Annotated in this window: 22 protein-coding genes; 13 read left to right on the top strand and 9 right to left on the bottom strand. The window is 61.4% G+C overall.

Features of this window, described 5'->3' with window-relative positions:
- Positions 1–11: 11 nt before the first annotated feature.
- From ACK6D9_RS16565 to ACK6D9_RS16545, 5 genes are all read right to left on the bottom strand, one after another.
- The gene (locus ACK6D9_RS16565; RefSeq protein WP_412049338.1) at positions 12–1,496 is read right to left on the bottom strand and encodes a SulP family inorganic anion transporter; all 1,485 of its coding nucleotides are present in this window, start codon (positions 1,494–1,496) and stop codon (positions 12–14) included.
- A gap of 208 nt (positions 1,497–1,704) precedes the next feature.
- On the bottom strand, positions 1,705–5,190 hold the full coding sequence (locus tag ACK6D9_RS16560; RefSeq protein WP_412049337.1) for an AAA family ATPase: 3,486 nt from the start codon (positions 5,188–5,190) through the stop codon (positions 1,705–1,707).
- A complete protein-coding gene (locus ACK6D9_RS16555) occupies positions 5,190–6,497 on the bottom strand; it encodes a metallophosphoesterase family protein (RefSeq protein ID WP_412049336.1) in 1,308 nt (435 codons plus the stop codon). The genes ACK6D9_RS16560 and ACK6D9_RS16555 overlap by 1 nt, the downstream gene beginning before the upstream one ends.
- Positions 6,498–6,651: 154 nt before the next feature.
- Positions 6,652–7,221: a transglutaminase-like cysteine peptidase gene (locus ACK6D9_RS16550; protein WP_412049335.1), complete on the bottom strand. Its 570-nt coding sequence runs from the start codon at positions 7,219–7,221 to the stop codon at positions 6,652–6,654.
- A gap of 319 nt (positions 7,222–7,540) precedes the next feature.
- Positions 7,541–8,656, bottom strand: a complete 1,116-nt coding sequence (locus tag ACK6D9_RS16545; protein ID WP_412049334.1) for a YeeE/YedE family protein — start codon at positions 8,654–8,656, stop codon at positions 7,541–7,543.
- Positions 8,657–8,762: 106 nt separating this feature from the next.
- On the opposite strand from ACK6D9_RS16545, the gene ACK6D9_RS16540 reads away from it, so the two are divergent.
- Positions 8,763–9,689, top strand: a complete 927-nt coding sequence (locus ACK6D9_RS16540) for an MBL fold metallo-hydrolase (RefSeq protein WP_412049333.1) — start codon at positions 8,763–8,765, stop codon at positions 9,687–9,689.
- On the opposite strand, the gene ACK6D9_RS16535 is transcribed toward ACK6D9_RS16540, so the two are convergent.
- A complete protein-coding gene (locus ACK6D9_RS16535) occupies positions 9,681–10,772 on the bottom strand; it encodes a YeeE/YedE family protein (RefSeq protein WP_412049332.1) in 1,092 nt (363 codons plus the stop codon). The genes ACK6D9_RS16540 and ACK6D9_RS16535 overlap by 9 nt on opposite strands.
- A gap of 130 nt (positions 10,773–10,902) precedes the next feature.
- The gene (locus ACK6D9_RS16530) at positions 10,903–11,253 is read right to left on the bottom strand and encodes a transcriptional regulator (protein WP_412049331.1); all 351 of its coding nucleotides are present in this window, start codon (positions 11,251–11,253) and stop codon (positions 10,903–10,905) included.
- A gap of 128 nt (positions 11,254–11,381) precedes the next feature.
- Here ACK6D9_RS16530 and ACK6D9_RS16525 point away from each other — a divergent pair, with 128 nt between their 5' ends.
- From ACK6D9_RS16525 to modC, 12 genes are all read left to right on the top strand, one after another.
- Positions 11,382–12,116, top strand: coding sequence for a cytochrome c biogenesis CcdA family protein (locus ACK6D9_RS16525; RefSeq protein ID WP_267653090.1), 735 nt, complete (start codon positions 11,382–11,384; stop codon positions 12,114–12,116).
- 13 nt (positions 12,117–12,129) lie between these two features.
- Positions 12,130–12,714, top strand: a complete 585-nt coding sequence (locus ACK6D9_RS16520; protein ID WP_412051834.1) for a thioredoxin family protein — start codon at positions 12,130–12,132, stop codon at positions 12,712–12,714.
- 127 nt (positions 12,715–12,841) lie between these two features.
- On the top strand, positions 12,842–13,306 hold the full coding sequence (soxX, locus tag ACK6D9_RS16515; RefSeq protein WP_412049330.1) for a sulfur oxidation c-type cytochrome SoxX: 465 nt from the start codon (positions 12,842–12,844) through the stop codon (positions 13,304–13,306).
- Between the two features lie 55 nt (positions 13,307–13,361).
- On the top strand, positions 13,362–13,817 hold the full coding sequence (gene soxY / locus ACK6D9_RS16510) for a thiosulfate oxidation carrier protein SoxY (RefSeq protein WP_322988237.1): 456 nt from the start codon (positions 13,362–13,364) through the stop codon (positions 13,815–13,817).
- 21 nt (positions 13,818–13,838) lie between these two features.
- Complete coding sequence (soxZ, locus tag ACK6D9_RS16505; protein WP_267653087.1) at positions 13,839–14,162, top strand: thiosulfate oxidation carrier complex protein SoxZ; 324 nt, start codon at positions 13,839–13,841, stop codon at positions 14,160–14,162.
- A 64-nt stretch (positions 14,163–14,226) separates the two neighbouring features.
- Positions 14,227–15,075 (top strand): sulfur oxidation c-type cytochrome SoxA, encoded by an 849-nt coding sequence (soxA, locus tag ACK6D9_RS16500; protein WP_412049329.1) that lies wholly within the window; start codon positions 14,227–14,229, stop codon positions 15,073–15,075.
- A gap of 126 nt (positions 15,076–15,201) precedes the next feature.
- A complete protein-coding gene (gene soxB, locus ACK6D9_RS16495) occupies positions 15,202–16,902 on the top strand; it encodes a thiosulfohydrolase SoxB (RefSeq protein ID WP_412049328.1) in 1,701 nt (566 codons plus the stop codon).
- Between the two features lie 94 nt (positions 16,903–16,996).
- Positions 16,997–18,280, top strand: a complete 1,284-nt coding sequence (soxC, locus tag ACK6D9_RS16490) for a sulfite dehydrogenase (protein WP_412049327.1) — start codon at positions 16,997–16,999, stop codon at positions 18,278–18,280.
- The gene (locus tag ACK6D9_RS16485; protein ID WP_412049326.1) at positions 18,264–19,367 is read left to right on the top strand and encodes a c-type cytochrome; all 1,104 of its coding nucleotides are present in this window, start codon (positions 18,264–18,266) and stop codon (positions 19,365–19,367) included. Before soxC ends, ACK6D9_RS16485 begins: the two co-directional genes overlap by 17 nt.
- A 241-nt stretch (positions 19,368–19,608) precedes the next feature.
- On the top strand, positions 19,609–20,403 hold the full coding sequence (gene modA, locus ACK6D9_RS16480; protein WP_412049325.1) for a molybdate ABC transporter substrate-binding protein: 795 nt from the start codon (positions 19,609–19,611) through the stop codon (positions 20,401–20,403).
- Positions 20,390–21,094 carry a molybdate ABC transporter permease subunit gene (gene modB / locus ACK6D9_RS16475; protein ID WP_412049324.1) on the top strand — a complete coding sequence of 235 codons (705 nt, stop codon included), beginning with the start codon at positions 20,390–20,392 and terminating at the stop codon, positions 21,092–21,094. Before modA ends, modB begins: the two co-directional genes overlap by 14 nt.
- Positions 21,091–22,179, top strand: coding sequence for a molybdenum ABC transporter ATP-binding protein (gene modC / locus ACK6D9_RS16470; protein ID WP_412049323.1), 1,089 nt, complete (start codon positions 21,091–21,093; stop codon positions 22,177–22,179). The genes modB and modC overlap by 4 nt, the downstream gene beginning before the upstream one ends.
- Before the next feature lie 30 nt (positions 22,180–22,209).
- Here modC and ACK6D9_RS16465 read toward each other — a convergent pair whose 3' ends face one another.
- Complete coding sequence (locus ACK6D9_RS16465; RefSeq protein WP_412049322.1) at positions 22,210–22,863, bottom strand: class I SAM-dependent methyltransferase; 654 nt, start codon at positions 22,861–22,863, stop codon at positions 22,210–22,212.
- Positions 22,863–24,098: a DUF3419 family protein gene (locus ACK6D9_RS16460; RefSeq protein ID WP_412051833.1), complete on the bottom strand. Its 1,236-nt coding sequence runs from the start codon at positions 24,096–24,098 to the stop codon at positions 22,863–22,865. Before ACK6D9_RS16460 ends, ACK6D9_RS16465 begins: the two co-directional genes overlap by 1 nt.
- Positions 24,099–24,121 lie beyond the last annotated feature (23 nt).

Here is a 24,121-nt window from a genome sequence, read left to right as displayed (position 1 = left end):
CGGGTCCTTGCTCAATGGGACATCAACTTGTCCATCGCGCCCGGCTTGTCGTGTATCGCAAGCCGGTCGACGATGGTTTCAGAGGCTTCATTCATGCCGATGATTTCAACGGTGGCGCCATCGCGGCGGAATTTCAGCACGGCCATGTCGAGGGCAGCAACGCTGGAAATATCCCAGATATGAGCGCGGGAGACATCGATGACGACCTTTTCGAGAACTTCGTGAAAATCGAATGATTGCATGAAATCATCGGCAGACGCGAAAAACAACTGACCTTCAACAATATAGGTGCGGGTGCGGCCATCCGCCGTCAGTTCGGAGCGGACACCGAACAGCTGGGAGATTTTCCAGGCGAAGAACAGGCCGGACAACAGCACACCGACAAGCACGCCGATGGCAAGATTGTGGGTGAAGACGACAAACAGCACGGTTGCCAGCATCACCACCGAGGACGAACGCGGGTGGGAGCGCAAGTTCTTGATCGACGACCAGGAGAAGGTGCCGATCGAGACCATGATCATGATTGCCACAAGGGCTGCCATCGGGATTTTTGCCACCCAGTCGCCCAGCACAACGATAAAGAACAACAGCATGGTACCGGCAACGAAGGTGGACAGCCGTCCGCGGCCGCCGGATTTGATGTTGATGATCGACTGGCCGATCATGGCGCAACCGGCCATGCCGCCGATAAAGCCGGTGGCGGTGTTGGCGATGCCCTGGCCGATGCATTCCTGGTTCCGGTTCGATGTGGTGTCGGTCAGATCATCGACGATGGTCTGCGTCATCAGCGATTCAAGCAGGCCGACCGCTGCGACAGCCACGGAATAGGGCAGGATGATCCACAGCGTTTCCAGCGTCAGCGGAATGTCGGGGATCAGAAAGATCGGCAGCGTGTCGGGCAGCGCGCCCATGTCGCCTACGGTGCGCAGGTCGAAGCCGAAGAAAATCGTCAGGGCTGTGAGCACGACGATGGTGACCAATGGCGAGGGGATGGCGGTGGTGATCAGCGGAAACAGGTAGATGATCGCCAGCCCGCCGGCGACCATGACATAGGTCAGCCATGGCACGCCGATCAGTTCGGGCAATTGCGCCATGAAGATCAGGATTGCCAGCGCATTGACGAAGCCGGTCATCACCGATTTGGAGACAAAGCGCATGACGTAGCCAAGCTTGGCAATGCCTGCCAGAATCTGGATCAGGCCGGCCAGCACGGTGGCGGCGAGCAGATATTCAAGCCCGTGTTCCTTGACCAGGGTGACCATCAACACGGCGGTGGCCGCGGTGGCCGCCGAGATCATGCCCGGGCGCCCGCCGACAATTGCGGTGATGACGGCGATCGAGAACGAAGCATAGAGGCCGACCTTGGGGTCGACACCGGCGATGATCGAAAAGGCGATTGCCTCGGGGATCAGCGCCAGAGCGACGACCAGACCCGAGAGAATGTCGCCGCGGATGTTGCCGGTCCATTGCGAGAAATAGTGGTTGAACGAGATCATGAAGCGGGGGCGTCCTGTCCGATGAAAGGATGGTTCGGCGATGCGAAACTGGTGAGAGCAGGCAGCCCCGGAGCGCGATTGCGGTCCGGCAAATGAGCTGCCAGCAAGGGGCTGAACCCGAAATGGGCATTGGGATTGCGGCTTCGATACAGGGATATGGCGAAAATGCCAAGCTGTGCCTGTTTAAAACCGGGCAAAAACCTGCCGGTCAGGCGGAGAGTTCGTGGATCCTGACGTCGGGACAAACCGATCTGGCGATATCGCAGAGATGGCGGTGATGGGTGAGATAGATCACCTGACCGACGCCCGCCATTTCGGCAAACAGGCCGAATGTTTCCTCGGCGCGAAAATCGTCAAAGGTCTCCATGATGTCGTCGGCGATGAAGGGCACCGTGCGCCGCGACTGGGCAAACTCGTGGTAACCGGCGACCCTGAGCGCCAGATAAAGTTGAAAACGCGCGCCCTTGGACATTTCCTCGGCCTGCTTGGAACCGCCGTCATCGGTCAGTGCTATCAGCAGTTCACGACCCTTGTCGGGCTGGGAGGCGAGGCCGGTGTAGCGACCGCGGCTGATTGTCCGCACCGCTTCGGAGGCGCGCGCCATCATCGTCGAGCGGTGTTTCTCGCGATACAGCGTCAGTGCCTGCTCCATGGCGAGAACGCCGGCCGAAAGTCGCAGATAGTGGCTGGCGCCCTCGGCGATGGCGATCAGCGTGGTCTGGCGTTGTTGCTCGATCTGCGCGACCGCATCATCGCCGCCGACTGCCGCAAGTGCTGCCTCGGCCGCCCTGCGGTCGGCATGGAGATCCTGGATGTCGGCATCCAGCATTTCGAGCTCGGCCTCGAGTTCCTGCTTCTCGGCATTCAAGGCCAGTGGATCGACATCAGACAACTGCGTCAGTGCTTCGGCAAGGGAAGCTGCGCCGAGTGCCTCGCGCAGTTCGCGGCCGATGCTTTCAGTGCGGCTCATAAGCCGTTTGCGTTCCAGCGCCTGATCCACCCGCAGCGCCGCCTCGCCCAGCGTTTCGGCGGCAAGGGCATCGAGCATCTGCGCTTTCCGGCCGGCATGAACGGCGCGGGCTTCCGACAGGGCGCGCTGGCGGGCAATAGCGTCTTCGATCTGCCTTGCGAAATCCTCATGCCGGTCGCTCGCCTTTTCGGCCATGGCGAACTGGTCAGAGATCCGTCGGTTGAGGTGGGCAGCGGCCACGCCCTCGGGCTCGATGCCGATGTCTGTGGCAAGCTGTTTGAGCGTGGTGACGTAACTCTCTTGGTCGCGTTCCATCTTGGCGATTCGGTCTGCCAGGCTCGCACGCTGATCGAGCGCCGGCGCCAGTTCGGAAAGCAGCTTGAGGGTTTCCTGGATTTGTGCGGGCGTCGGCATCCGTTGTTCGCTGCCAAGCCAGGATCTCGAACAGGCATCCTTCCAGGCCAGCACCCAGGCCTGCATCTCGGCCTCGGCGTCACGCAATTCGTTCTCGCGGCGTTTGCGCTCACGCTCGGCCGTGGCGACGGCCTGGCGCAGACCCTCGAGCCGGGTTTCGCTGCTGACCAGGTCCTCGGCGTGGCTGATCAGTTGCTCGAAATTCTCGTTTTGCGGGATCGCAAGCTGCAACGGCGCCAGTGCTTGTGCCAGACGGGCGCAGGAATGCTGCCGGTCGACTTGCGCGGTTTCAATCTGGCCGATGAGGTCGTTGACCTCCGCTTCCGCCTGCAGCGCCAATTCGCGGCGCGCAAGCCAGTCTTCGAGCGCGGCCGGGGTCATCTGCGGATCGAGCTCGGCGGACATCCGGGCGATAGCCTCGGCAATAGCCGCGTGCAGTGCAGACCGGTCGCGGTCGAGTTGTTCTCGGGCTACGTTGTTGCTGTCGAGATCGGCGCGGGCGGTGGCCATCTGGATCGCGTTTTCCTTGAGCCGCGCGGCATCGGCCTGGTGCGCGGCGCGCTGGTCAACGGCCCGGTCGCAGGCCTGCATCGCGGCTTCGAAGGTGGCCGCCGTCTCGGTGTCCAGCTTTGTCTTGTGATCGCTCCAGGCCTTATCCCGGGCAGCGCGCAATGACCGAACTTCGTCCTCTGACGCCAGATCGGTGGCACGGGTGACGGCGTCGCGCTCGGCCTCGAGACGGCGCAGCAACTGGCTTATTCGTTCGGTCTCTTCGTCAAGCCGGGCCGCCTTTCGGGCCAATTCTTCAATGCCGGTTTTCCAGGCGCGAATGCGGTCGACCTCGGGCGGGGTCATGGCCCGCAGCTGCGCACTCTCGCCACGCCATGGTGCCAGCGCGGCCAATCGGCTGGCGTGTTTTTCGTGGGCAACGGCAAGGGCGCGCTCCGCCGTGCGTAACCGGGCGCTGTGATCTTCCTGCCGGGCCGCGCCAAGCGCCTGCGTGAGAGCCGCGATCTGGCTGCGGCGTTGCTCGGGCGCGACGGCTGGGTCCGAATCCCCGGTTTGCGGCAGGGCTGTCAGCGCCTCTTCGGCGCGCGCTTTGGCGTCTGCGGCTTCCTTCCTGGCTGATGCTATCCGGGCGTCGAGGCCGGCGCGGGCCTTGATCAGGTCATTCAGGTCAGCGGCGGTCGCGGCATCGAGCAAAAGCCGCGTTGGTTCGATTTCGCCGTCGCGACCCAGACGGGAAAGCAATTGGGCGATGCTGCCGTCGAGCCGGTTCAATGCCTGGTGACGCCCGGGCAGATCTTCCTCGGCGGTGTCGTGGCGGGTGCGCAACCGGTCCAGTTCGGAGATACGGTCGCCCATCGACAGCACGCGGCTGTCGACCTCGACGGCATCGCGCTCGGCGATCAGGCGCTCGAGTTCCTCGGCAATGGCGCCGGCGCCAGCCTCCAGCCGCGCCTGTTCTTCGCGCAGGGCAGCAATTTCCGCGCGCCATTCGGGCGCGGCCTCGGGAAGATCCTTGAGAGTTTCCAGCTCGGCTTGCAAATCGGCCAGTTCGTCGCGGCGGGGCAGGGCAGAGAGAATGGCTGTGATCGCGGTCACGCGGGTTCTTAACTGCTTGCGCTTGCCGCTGGCCTCTTCATGGCGCTGGCGTGCGTCCTCCAGATCCTTGTTGAGCTGGGCATATTTGCTGGCCTGGGTGTCGATCTGGTCGCGTTCGGCCTTCAGCGCTGCAAGCTGCGCCTTGAGCTCTCCGAGCACGCGTTTTTGTGCTCTGGGCTTGTAGAAGTCTTCGGTTTCGGTGCGGATCCCAGCCAGGTTCTGCGACAGTTCGCCCAAACCGGCACTGGCGGAGAACAGCAATTCACCAAGATCGCCGCGGCTGGCGAGAATGCTCTCGCCGCCCTGTTCGAGGGTCTCGTCATCAAGCGAGAACATGGTGCGGTAGCTTTCCCGGTCGAGCCCGCTGAGCCCGGCCAGCAGGGCGGCCTCGGAGACCGGCTGATCGTGACCGTCGAGCAGGCTGTTCTGGGGCCGCTTGATGCGGACAAACTCCTGTGGGCCCGATTCCAGGTCAATCGACGCGCCGATGCGCATGGCCGGATAGGGGTGGAGAAAATTGTAGGCGCTCTGGGCGCCAATGCCGAACAGCAGGTCGAGCCAGCCGTTGAACAGCGTCGATTTCCCAGCCTCATTGGGGCCGTAGATGAGATGCAGATCCGGCGAACCGGGCGTGGCCGCGCCAAAGTCGATCACATGGTCGGTGAACTTGCCATAACGGGTGAGGTCGAGGCGGTTGAGGCGCATCAGCTGCTCCCGCCCACTGGGCCGGTGCGCAGCCGCGCCATTACATCGTCGATGCCCGCCTTGGCTAGTGTCTGGCGCTGTGCCTGGGCGTCGGTCTCGTCCGTGCCGAACAGATCGCGCAGTTCTGCGGGAAGCTGGCCCTGCAACTGCTCGATGATGGCGGTATATGCAGTCTCAAAGCCGTCGGAGCCAAGAATGCTGGTTTCCATCAGCGCATGAAGTTCGACCAGCGGATCGGCGCCCGAGGATGCCGAGGGGCGTGGCGCCACACACTCGATTTCCAGCTTGTCGATCCACACCGAACCGGCGCGCGCAGCCCGATCCTCGGCTTCCGCCAGCAAGAGATCGGCGTCGCGGCGCATGCGCCAGGCAAGCGGGGTTTCGCCGCTGAAGCCGAGCCGTACAACGAGTTCGGGGGCCGTTGCTTCCGCGCGTGCGCTGCTCAGGGCTGTGGTGATGGCGGCGGCGAGATCGTCCCACTCGGCAATTCCGTCGAGGTCGATCGGCACCCGGACAAATTCGGCCAGCGCGACTGGCTTTTCCTCGAGACTGACGGTGCCGTCCTCGCCAATGGAGACCAGGGTGACGGATTTGGGGCCGTCCTCGCCAATGTCGCGGCCCTGCGGCATGCCGGGCATGACGATGGTGCTTTGTGCCGTGGTTACCGAGCGTTTGTGGATGTGACCAAGCGCCCAGTAGTTATAGCCAATGGCATCGAGTTCGGCCGGGCTGCAGGGCGCGTAGCGGTCATGGCCGGGGGCGCCACCGAGGCTAGTGTGCATGATGCCGATGTTGATCGCATCGGCGAGCGGCGGTTTGTAGCGCGAAATCAGGCTTTCGGGCGCGGTTGGCTGCGCGAAACTGAGGCCGTGAATGGCAACCGGCTTCTCACCAAGGCCGCGCTCGACCAGCACATGCTCGGGGCGACCGCCAAACAGTTTGACGGTGTCGGGCAACACCAGTTCCTTCGACACCTTGGACAGGGCGTCGTGATTGCCGCGAATGATGAAGGTGAGGATGCCTGCCTGGGACAGCCGAGTCAGTTCGCCCGCGAGAAAGCGGGCGGTTTTCATCGAGGTCTGGTCGCCATCATAGAGATCGCCGGCGATGATCAGCGCATCGACCTTCTCATCCAGGCACAGATCGATGGTCGCGCTGAAGGCGCGCCGCGTGGCCGCGCCGATCAGGCTGGCCAGATCGGCATTGCGCAAGGCCAGCGACTTCAGCGGCGAATCAAGATGGATATCGGCAGTATGGATGAAACGAAAAGCCGCGATCGAAGGGTCCTCCGCCGTGCTTTGGGCCATTCAGGCGTGCGGGTGGGATGTCAGATGCACCCAGCGATAGCATAAACCACCGGCATTGCGACACGCAAAATTCAAGGTATTGGCACGGGCTTGGGTGCGAACTTGTTTTGTGGCGCGACCTAATCAGCCGCGCATCAAAAAGCAGACGGGTGCGTCACGGGGTCTGCTTGGTCTTGCCGGTGACGCGCAGCCAGCGGCCACCGTTTTCGGGTGCCTGGATCTTGAGAAAGCTCATCGATGCAGCACGGACGGGCTTGACCTCGTTGTTGAGATTGTCGAGCACGAAGTCACCGTCCCGGGTGCGAACCACCAGCACCGTGTGAGCGACGCCGCCTGAATAGCCCATGGTCAGCAGCAATTGCGACGGCTTGAAGCCCTTGCGCATCAGCTTGGCGCGTTTTGCCAGCGCAAAATCTTCGCAGTCACCCTTCCGGGTGCGTGCGGTCCAGTATTCCTTGCGACCGAATGCGTCCTTGTCATCGACAGCCGTGATTGCGCGGTTGACGGCATTGTTGACATTGCGCAGCAGGTTAAGGCGGGCGGAGGGAAGCTTGGCCGAGGCAGAGCGCCCACGGCAATCAGACGCGTTCCGGGAGCAATATTCGACATGGCCGTAGGGGCGGGTCGTTTCATTGCCGGTTTTCAGCCAGACGGAAGCGAAGGATGGCGAAACAAATGCAAATACAGATGCCAAGAAGGCCAACAAGAACAGAGGCGCGCTCATATGGTTGTCGTGCTCCTTGGTCGTTTGTGAATCGGAATAGGGCGGTTTTCAGAACTCGTTCACATAGAATGATAATTGCGGCTTAATTGCAAGTGTTGAGCATGATATGGGCCAATTAGTCTCAATAATGCATATTTGTGACGATAAACTGTGGGGAACGTCGTGTTTCGGTCCGGCTCGACCTGAGCCAGATCGGGCCGCCTGCACGTGCTACACCGCCATCACAAAGCTTTTGTGACGCATTTCGTGGAAAGGAGATGAGGGGTGTGCTGTTCGCGGATGTGTGACCTTAGCCTGGAAAATCAGGCCGAATTGGCTTTCACTCTACGCCCTGGGCAACGGATGGCGCTGGGCGCGCCTTTTCAAGGCTGCGGACCTTACGGTCGGACAATTTGCGGTCGACCAGCCAGTCAGTCGCCATCGCGCCGATCCAGATCGAGAACAGGGTGACCCAGGCGGTCAGCGCAAAGATGCTTGCCCCGGTCACCCCGGCGCCAACAGCGCAGCCGCCGGCGAGCATGCCGCCAAACCCCATCAGAGCGGCGCCAGCAAGATAACGCCGCATCGCGTCGCCGCCCTGAAAGCCGAGCAATTCGAGTTCACCGCTGAAAAGGCCAGCGAGAAACGCGCCGATGAAGACGCCCGGCACCAACCCGACATCGAAATCGATCATCGTGCCGGGCGGCGACAGAAACAGCATCAAGGTATCGGCCGAAGGGCCTGTGAAACTTAGGGATTCAAGCTGCACCGGTTCAAAGGCGATCGATCTCATGGCGTGGGTGAACCACCAGGCAAGCGGGATGCAGGCGCCGACGCCGAAGGCGGCAACCGTCTTCCAGACCCCAATTCTGCGCCAGTACGCCAGCGCCAGACTGGCCACGAGCCCGACGGTTACGGCAACGCCTGCGACCGTTTCGGAGACGCCTGATAACAGCAGCAAGTCGTTGGAGCCGATATTGAGCGTAGTCAACGGATTGGCGAGCGCTTCGCGCACGGGCGAGAGAAAGCCGTGCAGACTGGCCTGTGCGACCACGGCAAACACCAGGCCTGACAAGAGCGCGCGCAAATTGCCGGTGGCCGAGAGCACCAGAAGCCGGGAGGAGCATCCGCGCGCCAGCACCATGCCGGTACCAAACAGCAAGCCGCCGATGGCGGCGCCCGAGAGGCTTTGCGGGGAGGCGAGTTGGCGGGCTTCGCGGGCAACAAACAGGCCTTCAGCCGAGAGCAGCATGGTTCCGGTGATGGCGGTGGAAAAGACGATCAGCCAGATGGCCAGCTTGCCGCCGATCTCTCCGCGCGAAAACTCCACTGCCGCTGCCCGCAGGCAAAATCGGCTTTGTTGGGCAAACGCGCCGAACAGTGCGCCGATCACGCCGCCGCCGAGCAGCAGCACACCCTTGTCACCGAACTGGTCAGCCAGCAGTTCCAAGTCCATCGGTAGTCCCTCTTTGCGCTTATAAAGCCTTTTTCCGGTGTTTAGACATTGACCTTGATCAAGACACAAGCAAATATTCAAATACATAAATATGGAGTGACAAGTGATGGTTTCGCCCAGGCTGACGCGACGCAATGTACTGAAAGCCGGCGTTGCCGGGACCGGATTGGTGATGGCGCCGCTGGCGCTGTGGCCGGCGCGGGCGTTCGAGATCGGCACAGGCGTGCTGACCACCATCAGTGACGGCAATCTGGTGTTGCCACTCAGCTTTTCCTATCCGGACGCGCCGCAGGATGAGCTCTTGGCGTTGCTGGAAGCCAATGATCAGCCCACCGACAGTCTGATGCCGGATTGCAATGTGCCGATCCTGAAAACCGGTGACCGCACCATCCTGTTCGATGCCGGTTCGGGCGCCAATTTCATGCCGTCAGCGGGCAGCCTGATCGACAACATGACACAAGCCGGATTTGACCCTGCCGAGGTAACCGACGTGGTGTTCACCCATGGCCATCCGGATCATCTGTGGGGCGTGGTTGACGACTTCGACGAGCTGACATTTGCCAATGCGGCCTATCACATGGGCCGTGCGGAATGGGATTTCTGGCGTAATCCCGGTACGGTCGACGCTATGCCCGAAGCGCGCAAGACCTTTGCGGTTGGCGCGCAAAACCGGCTGGCGTTTCTGGAAGACCGGATCAACCTGTTTGAAGCCGGCGCCGACGTGCTGCCCGGCGTGGAAGCGGTGGACACGGCCGGACATACGCCAGGTCACATGTCGTTTCTGCTGCACGGCGGTGCCGAACCGGTGCTGATCGCAGGCGACGCGATCACGCATTTCGTGGTGTCGTTCATGCACCCGTCATGGCCAAGCGGCTCGGACCAGGATCCGGAAATGGGTATTGCTACACGGACCAAGCTGCTCGACCGACTGGCTGGCGACAAGGCGCTGCTGACCGCCTATCATCTGCCTGAGCCCGGCAAAGGCCGGGTAGAACGCGACGGGACGGCTTACCGGTTTGTGGCCTCAGACTGAGGTTTTCGACGCGCGCCAGTCGGCGATGAAACTGAATGGAGTGCCTTCCATCAGCAGGCCCAGGCCCATGCGCGCGCCGAGCGCGATCGAGGCCATGACAATCGGTGCGGAGATGGCCATCACCGAAAAGGCGCTGACGCCTTGGCCGATGGTGCAGCCAAGGGCGAAGACGCCACCGGTTCCCATCAGGAATGCGCCGAGCAGGTGGCGGCTGAGTTCGCGGGCATCGTCGCAGGCTTCCCAGCGCATGTCGTCAGAGCGGAATGCCGATACAGCAGCGCCCAGGAACACGCCGACAACCAGGCCGATGCCGTAATCGGGCAGTTCGCCGGTGACGGTGATGATCTGCAGTATGGTGTCGCCCACCGGCATGACGAAGGAGCCGGCCTCCAGTTGCACCGGATCGAGCATATGGGCGGCGAAACGGCTGGTAATGACCCAGCCGGCGGCGATGCACAGGCCGATTCCAAGGCCGGCCCATAGCCGCATCCGATCAGCGCGAAAGGCGGCTGATTTAAATACCCACCAGAGCCCCGCCGCGCCGATGACGAGCGCCAGCGGCAACGCGACATCAAAGCCGAGTGCCCGTGAGGACAGGGCGCCAAGTGACTGGCCGCCAAAGGCATTGAGATTGATGGAAAGCGGGTCGAGCAGGGCGGCGCGAAGATGGGCGGTGACGCCGCGCTGGGCGGCAAGGGCTGCCAGGCCGAGACCGGTAAGCACCACCAGCGCGCGCAGATTGCCGCCGCCAAGGCGCACCAGAGCGCCAAAACCGCAGGTGCCGACCAGCGCCATGCCGAGGCCGAACATCAACCCGCCGAGTATCGCGCCGGCAAGCGGTAGCGGCTCAGTAATATAAAACGAGCGATCAATGTCGGCGAAGCCGGCGGCGGCTGCCAGTTGGGTAGCGATCAGCGCGGTAAACGCCGCCAGCACCCAAGCCCGCAACGGTCGATCATCTGCGGCGTACCAATGAAGCTCGAGTGCGGCCATGGTGCAGAAATGGCTTTTACGGGCCAGGAAACCGATAACCCCGCCCACTGCGCAGCCCGACAGCGCCAGCATCCATCCCGAATTGATCATGATGGCATTCCTCCCTCCGGCCATGTTCCCGACCGTTGTCCGTCAAGTCTAGGCGCGCTGCCCCATGCAGGCAAGCGATCGTGTCTGTCCCTCAGGCGCGTGGCGGGCGCTCTGCAGAGGCTCCGCGGATTCACGGATCAAGCTTGGCCAGCATCTCATCCATCAGTGCCCAGAAGAACTGGTCGCCGGGATACCCGCGCAGCCTGCCAAGCTCGCGTCCATCGTCCACCAGCACAAAGGTCGGCGTGAAGCGCTCGACCGGAATATCGGCAAGGTCGGCAGGAATATCAGCGTGAATGTCAACCCTGCGCAATGGCGCGCGCTTGCCCTGTTCGGTTTTCGACCAGGCCGGCGCGATCTCCTCGTTGAAACGCTTGCACCAGGCACAGCCAGCCTGTTCAAACATGACGAGCTCAGCTGCCAGCGCCGGAGTCGAGAAGCCGATGAGAAGGGCAAGCAGGGCTGCAGGGTATACCGTCATGGCGCGGGTCCTGTTGGAGAATTTTGCGATTGCAATATATATAATATTTTGCATATCTAGCAATTGCATGGTCGCCGCCATCACGTCAACCGGTCGTGGAGCGGCGCAGCGACGGGAGGTCGTCTCAGGTGATGGATATTGGGTACGGGGCCGCTTTTCTGGCCGGTTTGTTGTCATTTGTGTCGCCCTGCGTGTTGCCGATCGTGCCACCTTATCTGGCCTATCTGGCGGGAATGAGTTTTCATGAAGTCCAGAATGCCGAGGCCGACAAGGCCGCTTCCCGGCGCATTGCGTTGGCGTCAGTTGCCTTTGTGCTGGGATTTTCCACCGTGTTCGTGGCGCTGGGCGCAACTGCAAGCGTGATCGGGCAATCGGTGGCGCGCTATTTCGATGTGCTGTCGGTCATTGCAGGCATCGTGATCTTGCTGATGGGGCTGCATTTTCTCGGCGTGTTTAAGTTTGCGCTACTCTACCGCGAAGCGCGGGTCAATGTTGAGCGCAAGCCCGCAGGCATGGTCGGCGCCTACGTCATGGGGCTGGCCTTTGCCTTTGGCTGGACACCATGCGTGGGGCCGATTCTGGCGGCCATCCTGTTCATGGCTGCGGCCAAGGAGAGCGCCGGGCAGGGGGCGATGCTGCTGGGGCTTTATGCGCTGGGTATCGGGATTCCTTTTATCGTTGCCGGGGTGTTTGCCAGTCGATTCATCCGGTTTTCGACCCGAATCAAGAAACATATGGCTGTGATCGAAAAAGCCATGGGCGTACTTCTCGTCATTACAGGTATCCTGTTCATGACTGGCCAGATGTCGCGGATCGCCCAATGGTTGCTGGAAACGTTCCCCGCATTTGCGACAATTGGATAGGAGAATAATGATGATGAGACGCGCTTTTATCGCCCTTGCCGCAATTGTCGGCCTGTCTGCCCAGGCTTGGTCCTTCGAACTCGGTGAGGACGGGCTGCACAAGCAGAACTGGTTTTCCATGACTTTCCGCGATGTGGCCGAAGACATCGAGACCGCCAAGGCGGACGGCAAGCGACTGGTGATGATTTTCGAGCAACGTGGCTGCATCTATTGCGCCAATATGCATGAGGAGTTGCTAACCGATCCGGAAGTTGCCGAGTTCATCAAGGCCAATTTCATGGTCGTGCAATACAATATGTTTGGCGACGAGGAGGTCACCGATCTTGATGGCGAGACGCTGACCGAGAAAACTGCCGCCCGCAAATGGGGCTATGTTTTTACCCCGACCCTGGTCTTCCTGCCTGAAGACGCACCCGAGAATGTATCTGTTGCACAGGCCGCTGTTGCCACCATGCCGGGGGCCTTTGGCAAATGGACATTCCTGAACATGTTCAAATGGGTAAGCGAAAAAGGCTATGAAGGTGAGGAGCATTTCCAGAAATACCACGCGCGGATCATCAACCAATTGCGGGAGGAAGGGCGGCTGGACGCGGAATAGGCGTGGAAAAACGACATATTCAAGAAATCATATTTTTACGTTGAATGTACGCCACCAAATGGCTATCGTTTGAAACGGAGAAGATCCGGATTGCAAGTATCCGGACAATGGAGGGAGGGACCGCCATATGCATAGGCGAAACAGATTTATACTATCGGTGATAGCCGCGGTGGGGCTGTCGACGGCTGCTTGGGCCGCGGAAATCGCGCCCGATGCAGTCGAATTTACCGATGCCGGTGTTGTCACGTCGCTGACCGGCGTGGCCGGTGATCCGGCAGCGGGCGCGGAAATTTTCAAGAGCCGCAAGCAGGGCAATTGCCTCGCATGTCACGTCAATTCGGATATGTCCGGCGAACTTTTCCATGGTGATGTGGGCCCGCCGCTTGATGGTGTCGCGTCGCGCTGGGAAGAGGCCGAGATTCGCGCCATTGTAGTCAACTCGAAAGAGCCCTTCGGCCCTGAAACCGTGATGCCGGGGTTTTACTCTCTGGCGGTCGGCGAGCATCTGGCGGAACAATATGTGGGCAAGACCATCCTGAGCGCTCAGGAAGTCGAGGATGTTGTGGCCTATCTCGTCACGCTCAAGGATTGAGCTGAGGGAAAGAAATGGGACACAGATCAATTTGGAGCAAAGGAGCTCGGGTACAATGAAATTTACAAGACGTAGCGTCTTAGGTCTGGCGGCAAGTGCCGCGGCCTTTATCAGCGTCGGGGCACGGGTCAACCCGGCTTTGGCTGCGGTGGAGGATACGGAAAAGGCGATCATGGATTTCACCGGCGGTGCAACCCCGGCTGAAGGCAAGATCACGCTGACCGCACCCGAAATCGCCGAAAACGGCAATACCGTGCCCGTGTCGGTCAGTGTCGAAAGCGCGATGAGCGGTGACGACCTGGTCGAATCGGTGATCATTTTCGCCGAAGGCAACCCCAACCCGCAGGTTGCGACCTTTCACTTCACCGAGATGAGCGGCGCGGCGGAAGCCACCACCCGCATGCGTCTGGCCAAAACCCAGAACGTCATCGCGGTTGCGAAAATGAAAGACGGCTCGGTCTTCATGGACAAGAAGCAGGTCAAGGTAACCATCGGCGGCTGCGGCGGCTAAGCCAGGACAGGAATTGAAACAATGGCATCAAAACCACGCATCAAGGTGCCCAAGTCGGCTTCCGCCGGTGAGGTCATCACTCTCAAGACCCTGATCAGCCATGAAATGGAATCCGGGCAGCGCAAGGACAAGGACGGAAATCCGATCCCGCGCCAGATCATCAACAAGTTCACCTGCTCGTTCGAAGGGCAGACGGTGTTCGAGTGCGATCTTGATCCGGCGATCTCGGCCAACCCGTATTTCGAGTTCAACGCCAAGGTCCCGGCTAGCGGAACCTTCAAGTTCACCTGGCTGGACGACGACGGATCGGTTTACGAAGCCGAGGCGCCGATCGAAGTCAACTAAAACGAAGGGTGCCTGCGTGGGCCGGGAGGCCAGGCAGGATGATCCTGGGAGGACAGAGACCGTGATGAAAAGACTTCTAATTACCGGCATTGCCCTTGCGGCCGGATTGGCCGGCTCGGGCCTCGCATTTGCTGATCCTGTCGATGACACGCTGGAAATCGATGGTGTGCCGATGGTGACCCGCACTGCGGCGCCGGAGGGGTATCCCTTCGACGAAGTGGTTTCCGGCTGGCATTACCGCGAAGCAGAAACCCGCGATGTCGAGCGCGATACGATCGAGAACCCGGGCATGATCGCCGTCGAAGACGGCGAAGTACTGTGGAGCAAGGTTGACGGCACCGCGGGGAAATCCTGCGCCAGCTGCCACGGCGACGCGGCTGAAACCATGAAGGGCGTTGGTGCGAACTACCCCAAATGGGATGCGGATTCTCAGAAGCCGATCAACATCGAGCTGCAGATCAACAAATGCCGGACCGAACAGATGGGCGCCGAGGCCCTGCCTTTCAACAAGGGCGGCCAGCAGGAGCTGACAGCCTATATCAAGCACCAGTCACTTGGCGTGCCGGTTGAGATCGACCTCAGTCAGGGCGATATGCAGGCTTGGTGGGAGAAGGGCAAGGACGTCTACTATACCCGCACCGGGCAGTTGAACCTCGCCTGCGCCAGTTGCCACGAAGTCAGCACCGGAAAATACATCCGAGCCGACCATTTGAGCCAGGGACAGGTCAACGGCTTTCCCACCTACCGGCTCAAGAGCGGGCTTACTTCGCTGCACCAGCGGTTCCGCGGTTGTATCCGCGATACCCGCGCCGAGCAGCCGAAGGCATTCTCGGACGAGTTGATGGCGCTTGAGACCTATGTGACATGGCGTGGCACCGGCCTTTCGGTCGAAACGCCTTCGGTCCGCCAGTAAAACGTGACCTGACCGGGGGCGCCTTGGCGCCTCCGGCGATACTGAACGCATGAAATCGGAGAATGCGAAATCCGGCTGGCGCCGGAGCGGATTCGCTTGTCCTTTTGTGCCCGAATGGAGATTGCAATGCACAGCCGACGCGACTTTTTGCAATATGCGCTGAACGCAGGTTTTGCCCTTGGCGCGGCCGGGCTTGGGGCCAATGTGACGCGCGCTTTGGCGCAGCAGAAACTGACCCAGGACGACCTGCTGAAATTCGACCCTAAAGGCCAGGTGACGCTTCTGCATTTCACCGATGTGCATGCGCAACTCAAGCCGGTGTTCTTCCGTCCGCCCGACACCAATATCGGGGTCGGCGACTATGCCGGGCTGCCGCCGCATCTGGTGGCCGAGGAGTTCCTCGATTATTTCGGCATCGATAAGGGCAGTCCGCTGGCCTACGCCCACACCATGGTCGACTATGTTGATCTGGCTCGTACCTATGGCCGGCTTGGCGGGCTCGACCGTACCGCCACCCTGGTCAAATCGATCCGTGCCGAGCGCGGCGATGACAAGGTGCTGTTTCTCGATGGTGGCGACACCTGGCAGGGCTCCTATACCTCGCTCAAGACCAACGGGCAGGACATGGTCGACTGCATGAAGCTGCTCAAGCCCGATGCGATGACCGGGCACTGGGAGTTTACCTTTGGCGAGGATCGGTTCCTGGAACTGGTCGATGCGATGGGCTATCCGTTCCTGGCGTCGAACATCTTCGATGCCGAATGGGATGAACCGGCCTTCGAGCACACCGCCTATTTCGAGCGCGGTGGCGTCAAGGTGGCGGTGATCGGCCAGGCCATGCCCTATACGCCGATCGCCAACCCGAGCTGGATGTTCCCTAAATGGTCGTTCGGCATCCGCCCCGATGTGTTGCAGGCCAATGTCGACGCGGCGCGGGCCCAGGGCGCGGAAATAGTGGTGCTGCTGTCGCATAACGGCTTCGATGTCGACCGCAAGCTTGCCACCGTCGTCTCCGGCCTTGACGTGATCGTCACCGGCCACACCCATGATGCCATTCCGCATGCCATCGAGGTCGCGGGTACGATCCTGATGTCGTCGGGCTCGCACGGCAAATATCTGGGCCGCATCGATCTCGAGGTGAAGGACGGCAAGATTGCCGGCTACAATTCAACGCTGATCCCGGTGTTTTCAGACGTGATTGCGCCCGATCCGGAAATGGCGGCCAAGATCGACGAAGTGCGCGCACCCTATGAGGCCGAGGCCAGTCGGGTGATCGGTCGCACCGAGAGCATGCTCTACCGGCGCGGCAATTTCAACGGCACCTGGGATGACCTGATCTGCCAGGGAATCATGGAGGAGCGCGACACCGAGATCGCGCTGTCGCCGGGGTTCCGCTGGGGCACGACGCTGTTGCCCGGTTCCGACATCACCATCGACGATCTCTACACCGAAACCTCGATGAACTACCCGGCGGTCTACCGGCTGGAGTTCACCGGCGCCCAGCTCAAGGACATCATGGAAGATGTCTGTGACAACCTGTTCAACAAGGACCCGTTCCTGCAGCAGGGTGGCGACATGGTGCGTGTCGGCGGGTTTACCTATGCCTGCACGCCGGATGCGACAATCGGCAACCGGATTACGGACATGCGGTTGACCGGCAGCGGCGATCTGATCGAAGCCGAAAAGAGCTATACCGTCGGTGGCTGGGCCTCGGTCAATGAAGGCGTCGAAGGCCCGCCGATCTACGATCTGATGGAAGACTACATCACCAAAAAATCCGTGATTTCACTGGATCCGGATGTAGCCGCAGTGAAAGTGATCCGCTGAGGCGGAGGGATAATCAGAGCCGGATTGTGAACATCTGGCGGCGAGGACGGAGAACAACAATGCAGATGCTGAACAGGCGCGAAGGGAGGATCTCATGGTGAGCAAAACCGACCCGAAGACACCCGGACGCGCGGCCTCGCGGCGCAACTTTCTCAAGACCGGCCTGCTTGGCGGTGCGGCGGTTGCGGCAAGCGCCGGCTTGGCGCGGGCAGACGGCGACCCGTTGATCACCGAGATCCAGGACTGGAACCGTTACCTTGGTGATGGCGTCGATGCCGCGCCCTATGGGGCTCCGTCTGAATTCGAGGTGCAGGTGGTGCGCCGCAACGTGCCATGGCTGACGGCAGATCCGGTCTCGTCGATCAATTTCACGCCGCTGCATGAACTTGACGGCATCATCACGCCCAACGGCCTGTGCTTCGAGCGCCACCATGGCGGCGTGGCGATCATCAATCCGACCGAGCACCGGCTGATGATCAACGGCTTGGTCGACACTCCATTGGTTTTCACGATGGAAGACCTGAAGCGGTTTCCGCGCGAGAACCGTGTCTACTTCCTGGAATGCGCCGCCAATACCGGCATGGAGTGGAAGGGCGCGCAGCTCAATGGCTGCCAGTTTACCCACGGCATGGTGCATTGTGTGGTCTATACCGGGGTGCCGTTGCGCTATCTGCTCGAAGAAGCAGGTGTGAAGACAGCGGGCAAATGGTTGCTGGCCGAAGGCGCCGATGCGGCGGCGATGAGCCGCTCGATCCCGATGGAGAAGGCGCTCGATGACTGTCTTGTCGCTTTCAAGATGAACGGCGAAGCCTTGCGCCCCGAACAGGGCTATCCGCTGAGACTGTGCGTGCCCGGCTGGGAAGGCAATATGTGGGTGAAATGGCTGCGCCGGCTTGAGGTTGGCGACCAGCCCTGGGCGCAGCGTGAGGAGACCTCGAAATACACCGACCTTCTGGCCGATGGCAAAGCCCGCCGCCATACCTTCGTGATGGATGTCAAATCGGTCATCACCAGCCCCAGCCCGCAGGCGCCGGTGACCCATGGCAAGGGGCCGCTGGTAATCAGCGGGATTGCCTGGTCAGGCAGCGGCACGATCAAGCGGGTTGATGTGACGATTGATGGCGGCCGCAACTGGCATGAAGCGCGGATTGACGGGCCTAGCCTGCCCAAGGCGTTGCACCGGTTCTATCTCGATATCAATTGGGATGGCTCGGAAATGCTGCTGCAATCGCGCGCCATTGATGATCAGGGCCTGGTGCAGCCAACCAAGAACGAATTGCGCGCGGCACGCGGCGGCAATTCGATCTATCACAACAACGGCATCCAGACATGGCACGTCAACACTGACGGAGTGGTTGAAAATGTTGAAGTTTCTTAAACCCGCAGCGATCACCGCAGGGCTGCTGCTCGCTGCGGTCTCGAGCCAGGCATTGGCCGATGGGGATGCTGCCGCCGGCAAGAAGGTGTTTAACAAGTGCAAGGCTTGCCATGCGGTTGGCGAAGGCGCCAAGAACCGTGTCGGGCCGCAGCTCAACGACTTGCTCGGACGCACGGCTGGTACGGCCGACGACTACAAGTATTCCAAGGCAATGATCGCCGCCGGTGAGGACGGGCTGGTCTGGGACGACGCCGCGCTGGCCAAGTACCTTGCCAATCCCCGCAGGATGGTCAAAGGCACCAAGATGGCGTTTGCCGGGCTTAAATCCGACGAGGATACCGCCGATCTCACGGCCTATCTGAAAGAGTTTTCGGAAAAACAGGCGGCTGCGGCAGAGCCAGCGAATGCTCCGGTGGAAACTGCGGCATCTTCCCCCGCAGAAGCCGAGGCGACGGCAGAACCCGTTTCGACAGAGAAAAGCACCGGCGCTTTCGGGCTCGGTCGGGTGGCCACGCCCGACGAGGTGACGGCCTGGGATATCGATATCCGTCCCGATGGCGCGGGATTGCCGGTGGGCAGCGGCACCGTGACTCAGGGCGAAGTGATTTTCAGTGAAAGCTGCGCTGCATGTCACGGTGATTTCGGCGAGGGCGCCGGTCGATGGCCGGTGCTGGCGGGCGGACAGGATTCGTTGCTCAAAGACCGTCCGGTAAAGACCATCGGTTCCTACTGGCCTTATCTGTCGACGGTATATGATTATGTCCGCCGGGCGATGCCGTTCGGGGATGCCCGTTCGCTCAGTGATGACGACGTTTATGCGCTGACAGCCTATGTGCTCTATCTCAACGATATCGTCGTTGACGAGGAGTTCGAGCTTTCGAACGAGAATTTCGCCTCGATCCGTCTGCCCAACGAAGCAAATTTCATTGCTGACGACCGGCTGAGCGAGCCGTATTACGCCAAGGGGCTCGAACCCTGCATGTCCGACTGCAAGCCGGGACCGGTGAAAATCACCGCGCGGGCGCAGGTGCTCGACGTGACGCCGGAAGGCGAGGGCGATGAAAACAGCGGTGGCAGCGTCGACTGAGCCGCGACCAGCTATTGCCTGCCGTGTACGGCCAAGCGAAATGTGCCGGTCAACTGGTGCTGCATAAGGCATGTACTTTCGCGGTTCAAAGGCGGGCCGGTGAAGAACCGGGAGCGGTCTCGCTTCCGGTTCTCGCTGGTAACGCGGCAAGGCAACCCTGCCGGACGGAGTGTGAATGCTTGCTATTGGATGGGCGGCGCTGTTATCTCCGTTCAAGCATAAACAAGCCGGAGCGTCGCCAATGTCTGCCCGTTCGATCCGCCGATTGGCCCGATCCCTGGTGCTGGCCGGCTTGCTGCTTGGTTCCGCCGCCTCCGCCCATGCCGAGGACGTGCTGGTGTTTGCAGCTGCCAGCCTGAAAACCGCGCTGGACCGGATTGCCACGGATTGGGAACAGGCGACCGGACATACTGTGGCGGTTTCTTACGCAGGAAGTTCGCAACTGGCGCGGCAGATCGAGCAGGGCGCGCCGGCCGACATCTATATCTCGGCGTCGACCGACTGGATGGACTATCTGCAGAAGGCTAGTCTGATCGAGGATGCAACGCGGATTGATCTGCTTTCCAACAGTCTTGTGCTGATCGCCCACGGTGCGCAAGCGGAGGCGATTTCCTTTGGTCCGGATACTGATCTGGCCGGAATGCTCGGCGACGAGCGGTTGGCGATGGCGATGGTCGATTCGGTTCCTGCCGGGATTTATGGAAAAATGGCGCTGACGCAGCTCGGTCTTTGGGACGAGGTGGCGCCGAAAGTGGCTCAGACCGACAATGTTCGCGCCGCGCTGGCGCTGGTCTCATCAGGCGAGGCACCCTACGGCATCGTCTATGCGACCGATGCGCTGGTCGATAAAAATGTCGGGATCATCGCCTCGTTTCCCGCCACGAGCCACGCTCCGATTGTCTATCCTGCAGCAATGGTCCACGGCTCGGTCGGGCCTGAAGCGCGTGGCTTTTTTGCAGCGCTGAGCGGGGCCGACGCGGAAGCCGTGTTCAGGCAGAACGGTTTTCTGGTTCCGCCGGGGCATGGCGATGGCTGACTGGCTCAGCCCTGACCAGTGGAGCGCGGTGGCGTTGTCGCTCAAGGTCTCATTGTGGGCGACTGTGCTGAGCCTGCCATTTGGCGTGGCGGTGGCCTATGTGCTGGCGCGGTACCAGTTCTGGGGCAAGCAGGTGCTTAATGGCGTGGTGCATCTACCGCTGATCCTGCCGCCGGTGGTGACCGGCTATCTGCTGCTGCTGACATTCGGCCGCCGCGGCGCGATCGGAAGTTTTCTCGATGAGGCTTTCGGGTTGGTGTTTGCCTTCCGCTGGACCGGGGCTGCGCTGGCGGCGGCCGTAATGGCGTTTCCGCTGATGGTGCGGGCGATCCGGTTGGCGATCGAAGCGGTGGACCCGAAACTCGAACAGGCGGCGGCAACGCTGGGGGCTACGCGCGTACGGGTGTTTGCCACTGTCACCCTGCCGCTGATCCTGCCCGGGGTGGTGGCCGGTGCGATCCTGGCGTTTGCCAAGGCAATGGGCGAATTCGGCGCAACAATCACCTTCGTCTCCAATATTCCGGGCCAGACCCAGACGCTGCCACTGGCGATCTACAGCTTTCTGCAGGTGCCGGGTGGTGACAGTCAGGCCGCGCAACTGGTGCTGATCGCAGTGGTGATCGCGCTGGCCGCATTGTTCCTGTCGGAATGGGTTGGCCGGGCGGTGGCGCGAAGGATATCGGGATCATGAGCCTTTCGGTGCGCCTTGCCCATCGTTTCGGCGATTTCGCGCTGGATGTCAGCTTTGATGCGCCCGCCGGGGTGACGGCGCTGTTTGGCCGCTCGGGATCGGGCAAGACCTCCGTGGTCAACGCGGTGGCGGGGTTGTTGCGGCCGCAAGCGGGCCGGATCGTGGTGGACGACCGTGTGCTGTTTGATTCCGACGAGCGGGTCTTTGTGCCAGTACACCACCGCAGCCTTGGCTACGTGTTTCAGGAAGGTCGGCTGTTTCCGCATATGAGCGTGCGCCAGAACCTGGTTTACGGAGCCCCCTCCCGCGATGCGCACTCCGGCCCGGAGTTTGACCGGGTGGTGGCGACTTTGGGGATCGAGAATTTGCTGCAACGCCGGCCGGGGGCTCTGTCCGGCGGCGAAAAACAGCGGGTGGCGATTGGTCGGGCGCTGTTGGCGCGGCCGCGTCTGTTGTTGATGGATGAGCCGCTGGCGGCGCTCGACGACCACCGCAAGGCGGAAATTCTGCCCTATTTGGAACGGTTGCGGGCAGAAAGCGACATTCCGATCCTTTATGTCAGTCACACCATGGCCGAGGTTGCCCGCCTGGCGACAACGCTGGTGTTGATGGAGGCGGGAAGGGTGGTTCGCGCGGGTCCGGCAGCGGAGATCCTGTCAGATCCCGACAGCGTGCCGGCGCTCGGGTTGCGAACAGCCGGCGCCTCGCTGCACGCGGTTGTGGCCGCGCAGGAGGAAGATGGGCTGACTCGGCTGGAGGCTTCGTGCGGGGTGCTGTTGCTGCCGCGGATCGAGGCCGCTGTCGGTGCCCGGATCAGTGTCCGGATTCTCGCTCAGGACGTGATCCTGTCACGCACCAGGCCTGAAGGCCTGTCGGCGCTCAATATCTTGCCGGCGGTGGTGACCGCGGTGCGGCTTGGCGATGGACCGGGGGCTATCATCCAGTTGCGCGCGGGCGAGGATGTGCTGCTGGCGCGGGTCACCCGGCGTTCGGCGCTGGCACTGGAACTTGACGTCGGGGTCGACTGTTTCGCAATTCTCAAATCGGTCGCCGTCGCGCAGTCCGAAGTTGGCGTCGCTGGTTAGGTTCGGAACCTCAACAGCTTGGACCTTGCTTCAGCGCCGAGCGATAACGCCGATGCGGGCATAGTCGCGATAGAGCGACGAGATATTCAGGCTGGCGTCCTGCTCGGCAGCGAGCGTGGCCATGGCATCGCCCAGGTTTTTGCGCGGGGTGACGTGAAAACGCTTGAGCCAGCCATGCAGGCCGGTGCCAAACCAGCGCGGCAGGCCGGTCTGCTGGCCGAAATCGACCACATGCAATTCCCCGCCGGGCCGCACCGCCTGCATCGCCTGGCAGAGTGCTGCCTCCCAGCCGGGGATCATCGACAGGCTGTAGGAGAGGAACACCCGGTCAAAGCCGGTTGTGGCAAATAGCTCGCCCGTGTCAAAACAGGTAGCGTCGCCCTGAGCCAGCTTGATCCTGCTGCCAAAGCCGTTGCGTGTAACGGTGGCGTCGGCGGATTTGAGCATTTCCGATGATAGATCGAGACCGAATAATCGGGTTTGCGGGTAGCGACGGGCGGTCAGGATCAGGTTGCGGGCGGTGCCGCAGCCGATTTCCAGCACGGTGCCGTCCGGTGGCGGTTTGAGGGCGGCAACCAGATCATTGCGTCCCAGCAGATAATAGCGCCGGGTGAGATCGTAGATATGGCGCTGATGACGGTAGATGCCGTCCATCACGCCGGCGTGGGCGAGTGCAGGAGTCATCAGTCGCGACCGCGCTTGATGTGCAAATGAAAGCCGCCATAGATCGCCGAGCGGTCGCGCGCGCCATAGGCGATGCTTTCTTCAGCGCGATAATCCCATTGATTGAGAATGCCGTCGGGCACCCGGCCCGGCAATGGCGATTGAGTGGCTGCAGTACGGTAGATGACGCGCGCGCCCGATGTCGCGGTGCGGGTGATCTCGGCCCACAGTTCCGACAGTTGCTGATCTGTCATCCAGTCCTGGGCATCAAGCAGCACGAAGGCATCGACGGAACCGGCGGGACGGCTGGCAAGCATCGCAGTCAGGTTTTCATTGATGATCTCAACCCGCGAAGCATTGCGGCGCACGGTTTCGAAGTGGCGGTTTTCAAGATAGGGGGGCAGGCTGGCCGCGTCGCCGGGCTGGTAGCCGCGGCCGAAAGCCTGCCAGGCGAAATAATTGTCGTTCAGCGGGAAACCGCAGGCCAGGCGCTCGGTCCGGGCTTTCAGCGCGCCGGACATGCCGTCTGCGGAATCGCCGGCCAAGGCTTCATACTGGGCCGGCGGAATCCCCAGCCCGAACAGCGAGGCGCGCAGTGATGTCAGTGCGCGAAAACTGCGGCTGTCGAAAATCGGTGCGATGCGCTTTTCAAAGAAGGCGCGCTGCTCCTCGATGCTGTCCATCCTGAGCAATTGGCGCGGATCGACGCCGTAAACCTTGGCCACAATGTGGGCAAACGAGATGAACCGTCCGAGCAGGCCGGTGGTGTAGAAACCACGTGAAAACCCGGCGATGCGGCGACGGCCCATGATGTCGCGACCGTCCCAATAGGCGCGGGTGGAGGAATCGAGATTGGGCCGGATGTGGCGGTCGTAAAGCGCGACATTGGATTTCAGGTTGGCGTAGCGAAACATGTTCGAAAACGCCGTATGTCCCGGCAGGTGGGCTGCGGCGGCGAGCTTGAGCTTGCCGAGCGCCACATGTGCGGGCGACAGGTCGACGGCGATCAGCCTTGCCGGATTTGCCGTCAGATAGGACATCACGTTGCAGGAGCCCGAGGCGATGGTAACGAGCGTGTCGCTGGGCTTGAGCGCCAGGGCCTGCATATCGACCAGCGGGTCTTCCCAGATCTGCGGATAGACCAGCCCACGGAACGCAGACGAGAAGATCCGTTCGAGCATGCCGGTCTGGGAGAGTGCCGGACTGCGGACCACAGCGCCGTCAATGCGGGCGCCGATGGCGGGAGTGTCAATCATGGTCAAGGGAATGCTCCTAGTGA

The organism is Hoeflea sp. Naph1, from assembly GCF_046837775.1.
Lineage (GTDB): Bacteria > Pseudomonadota > Alphaproteobacteria > Rhizobiales > Rhizobiaceae > Hoeflea.
Note: the sequence above shows the minus strand (reverse complement) of the source record. Positions and strands in the feature narration are given on the sequence as shown.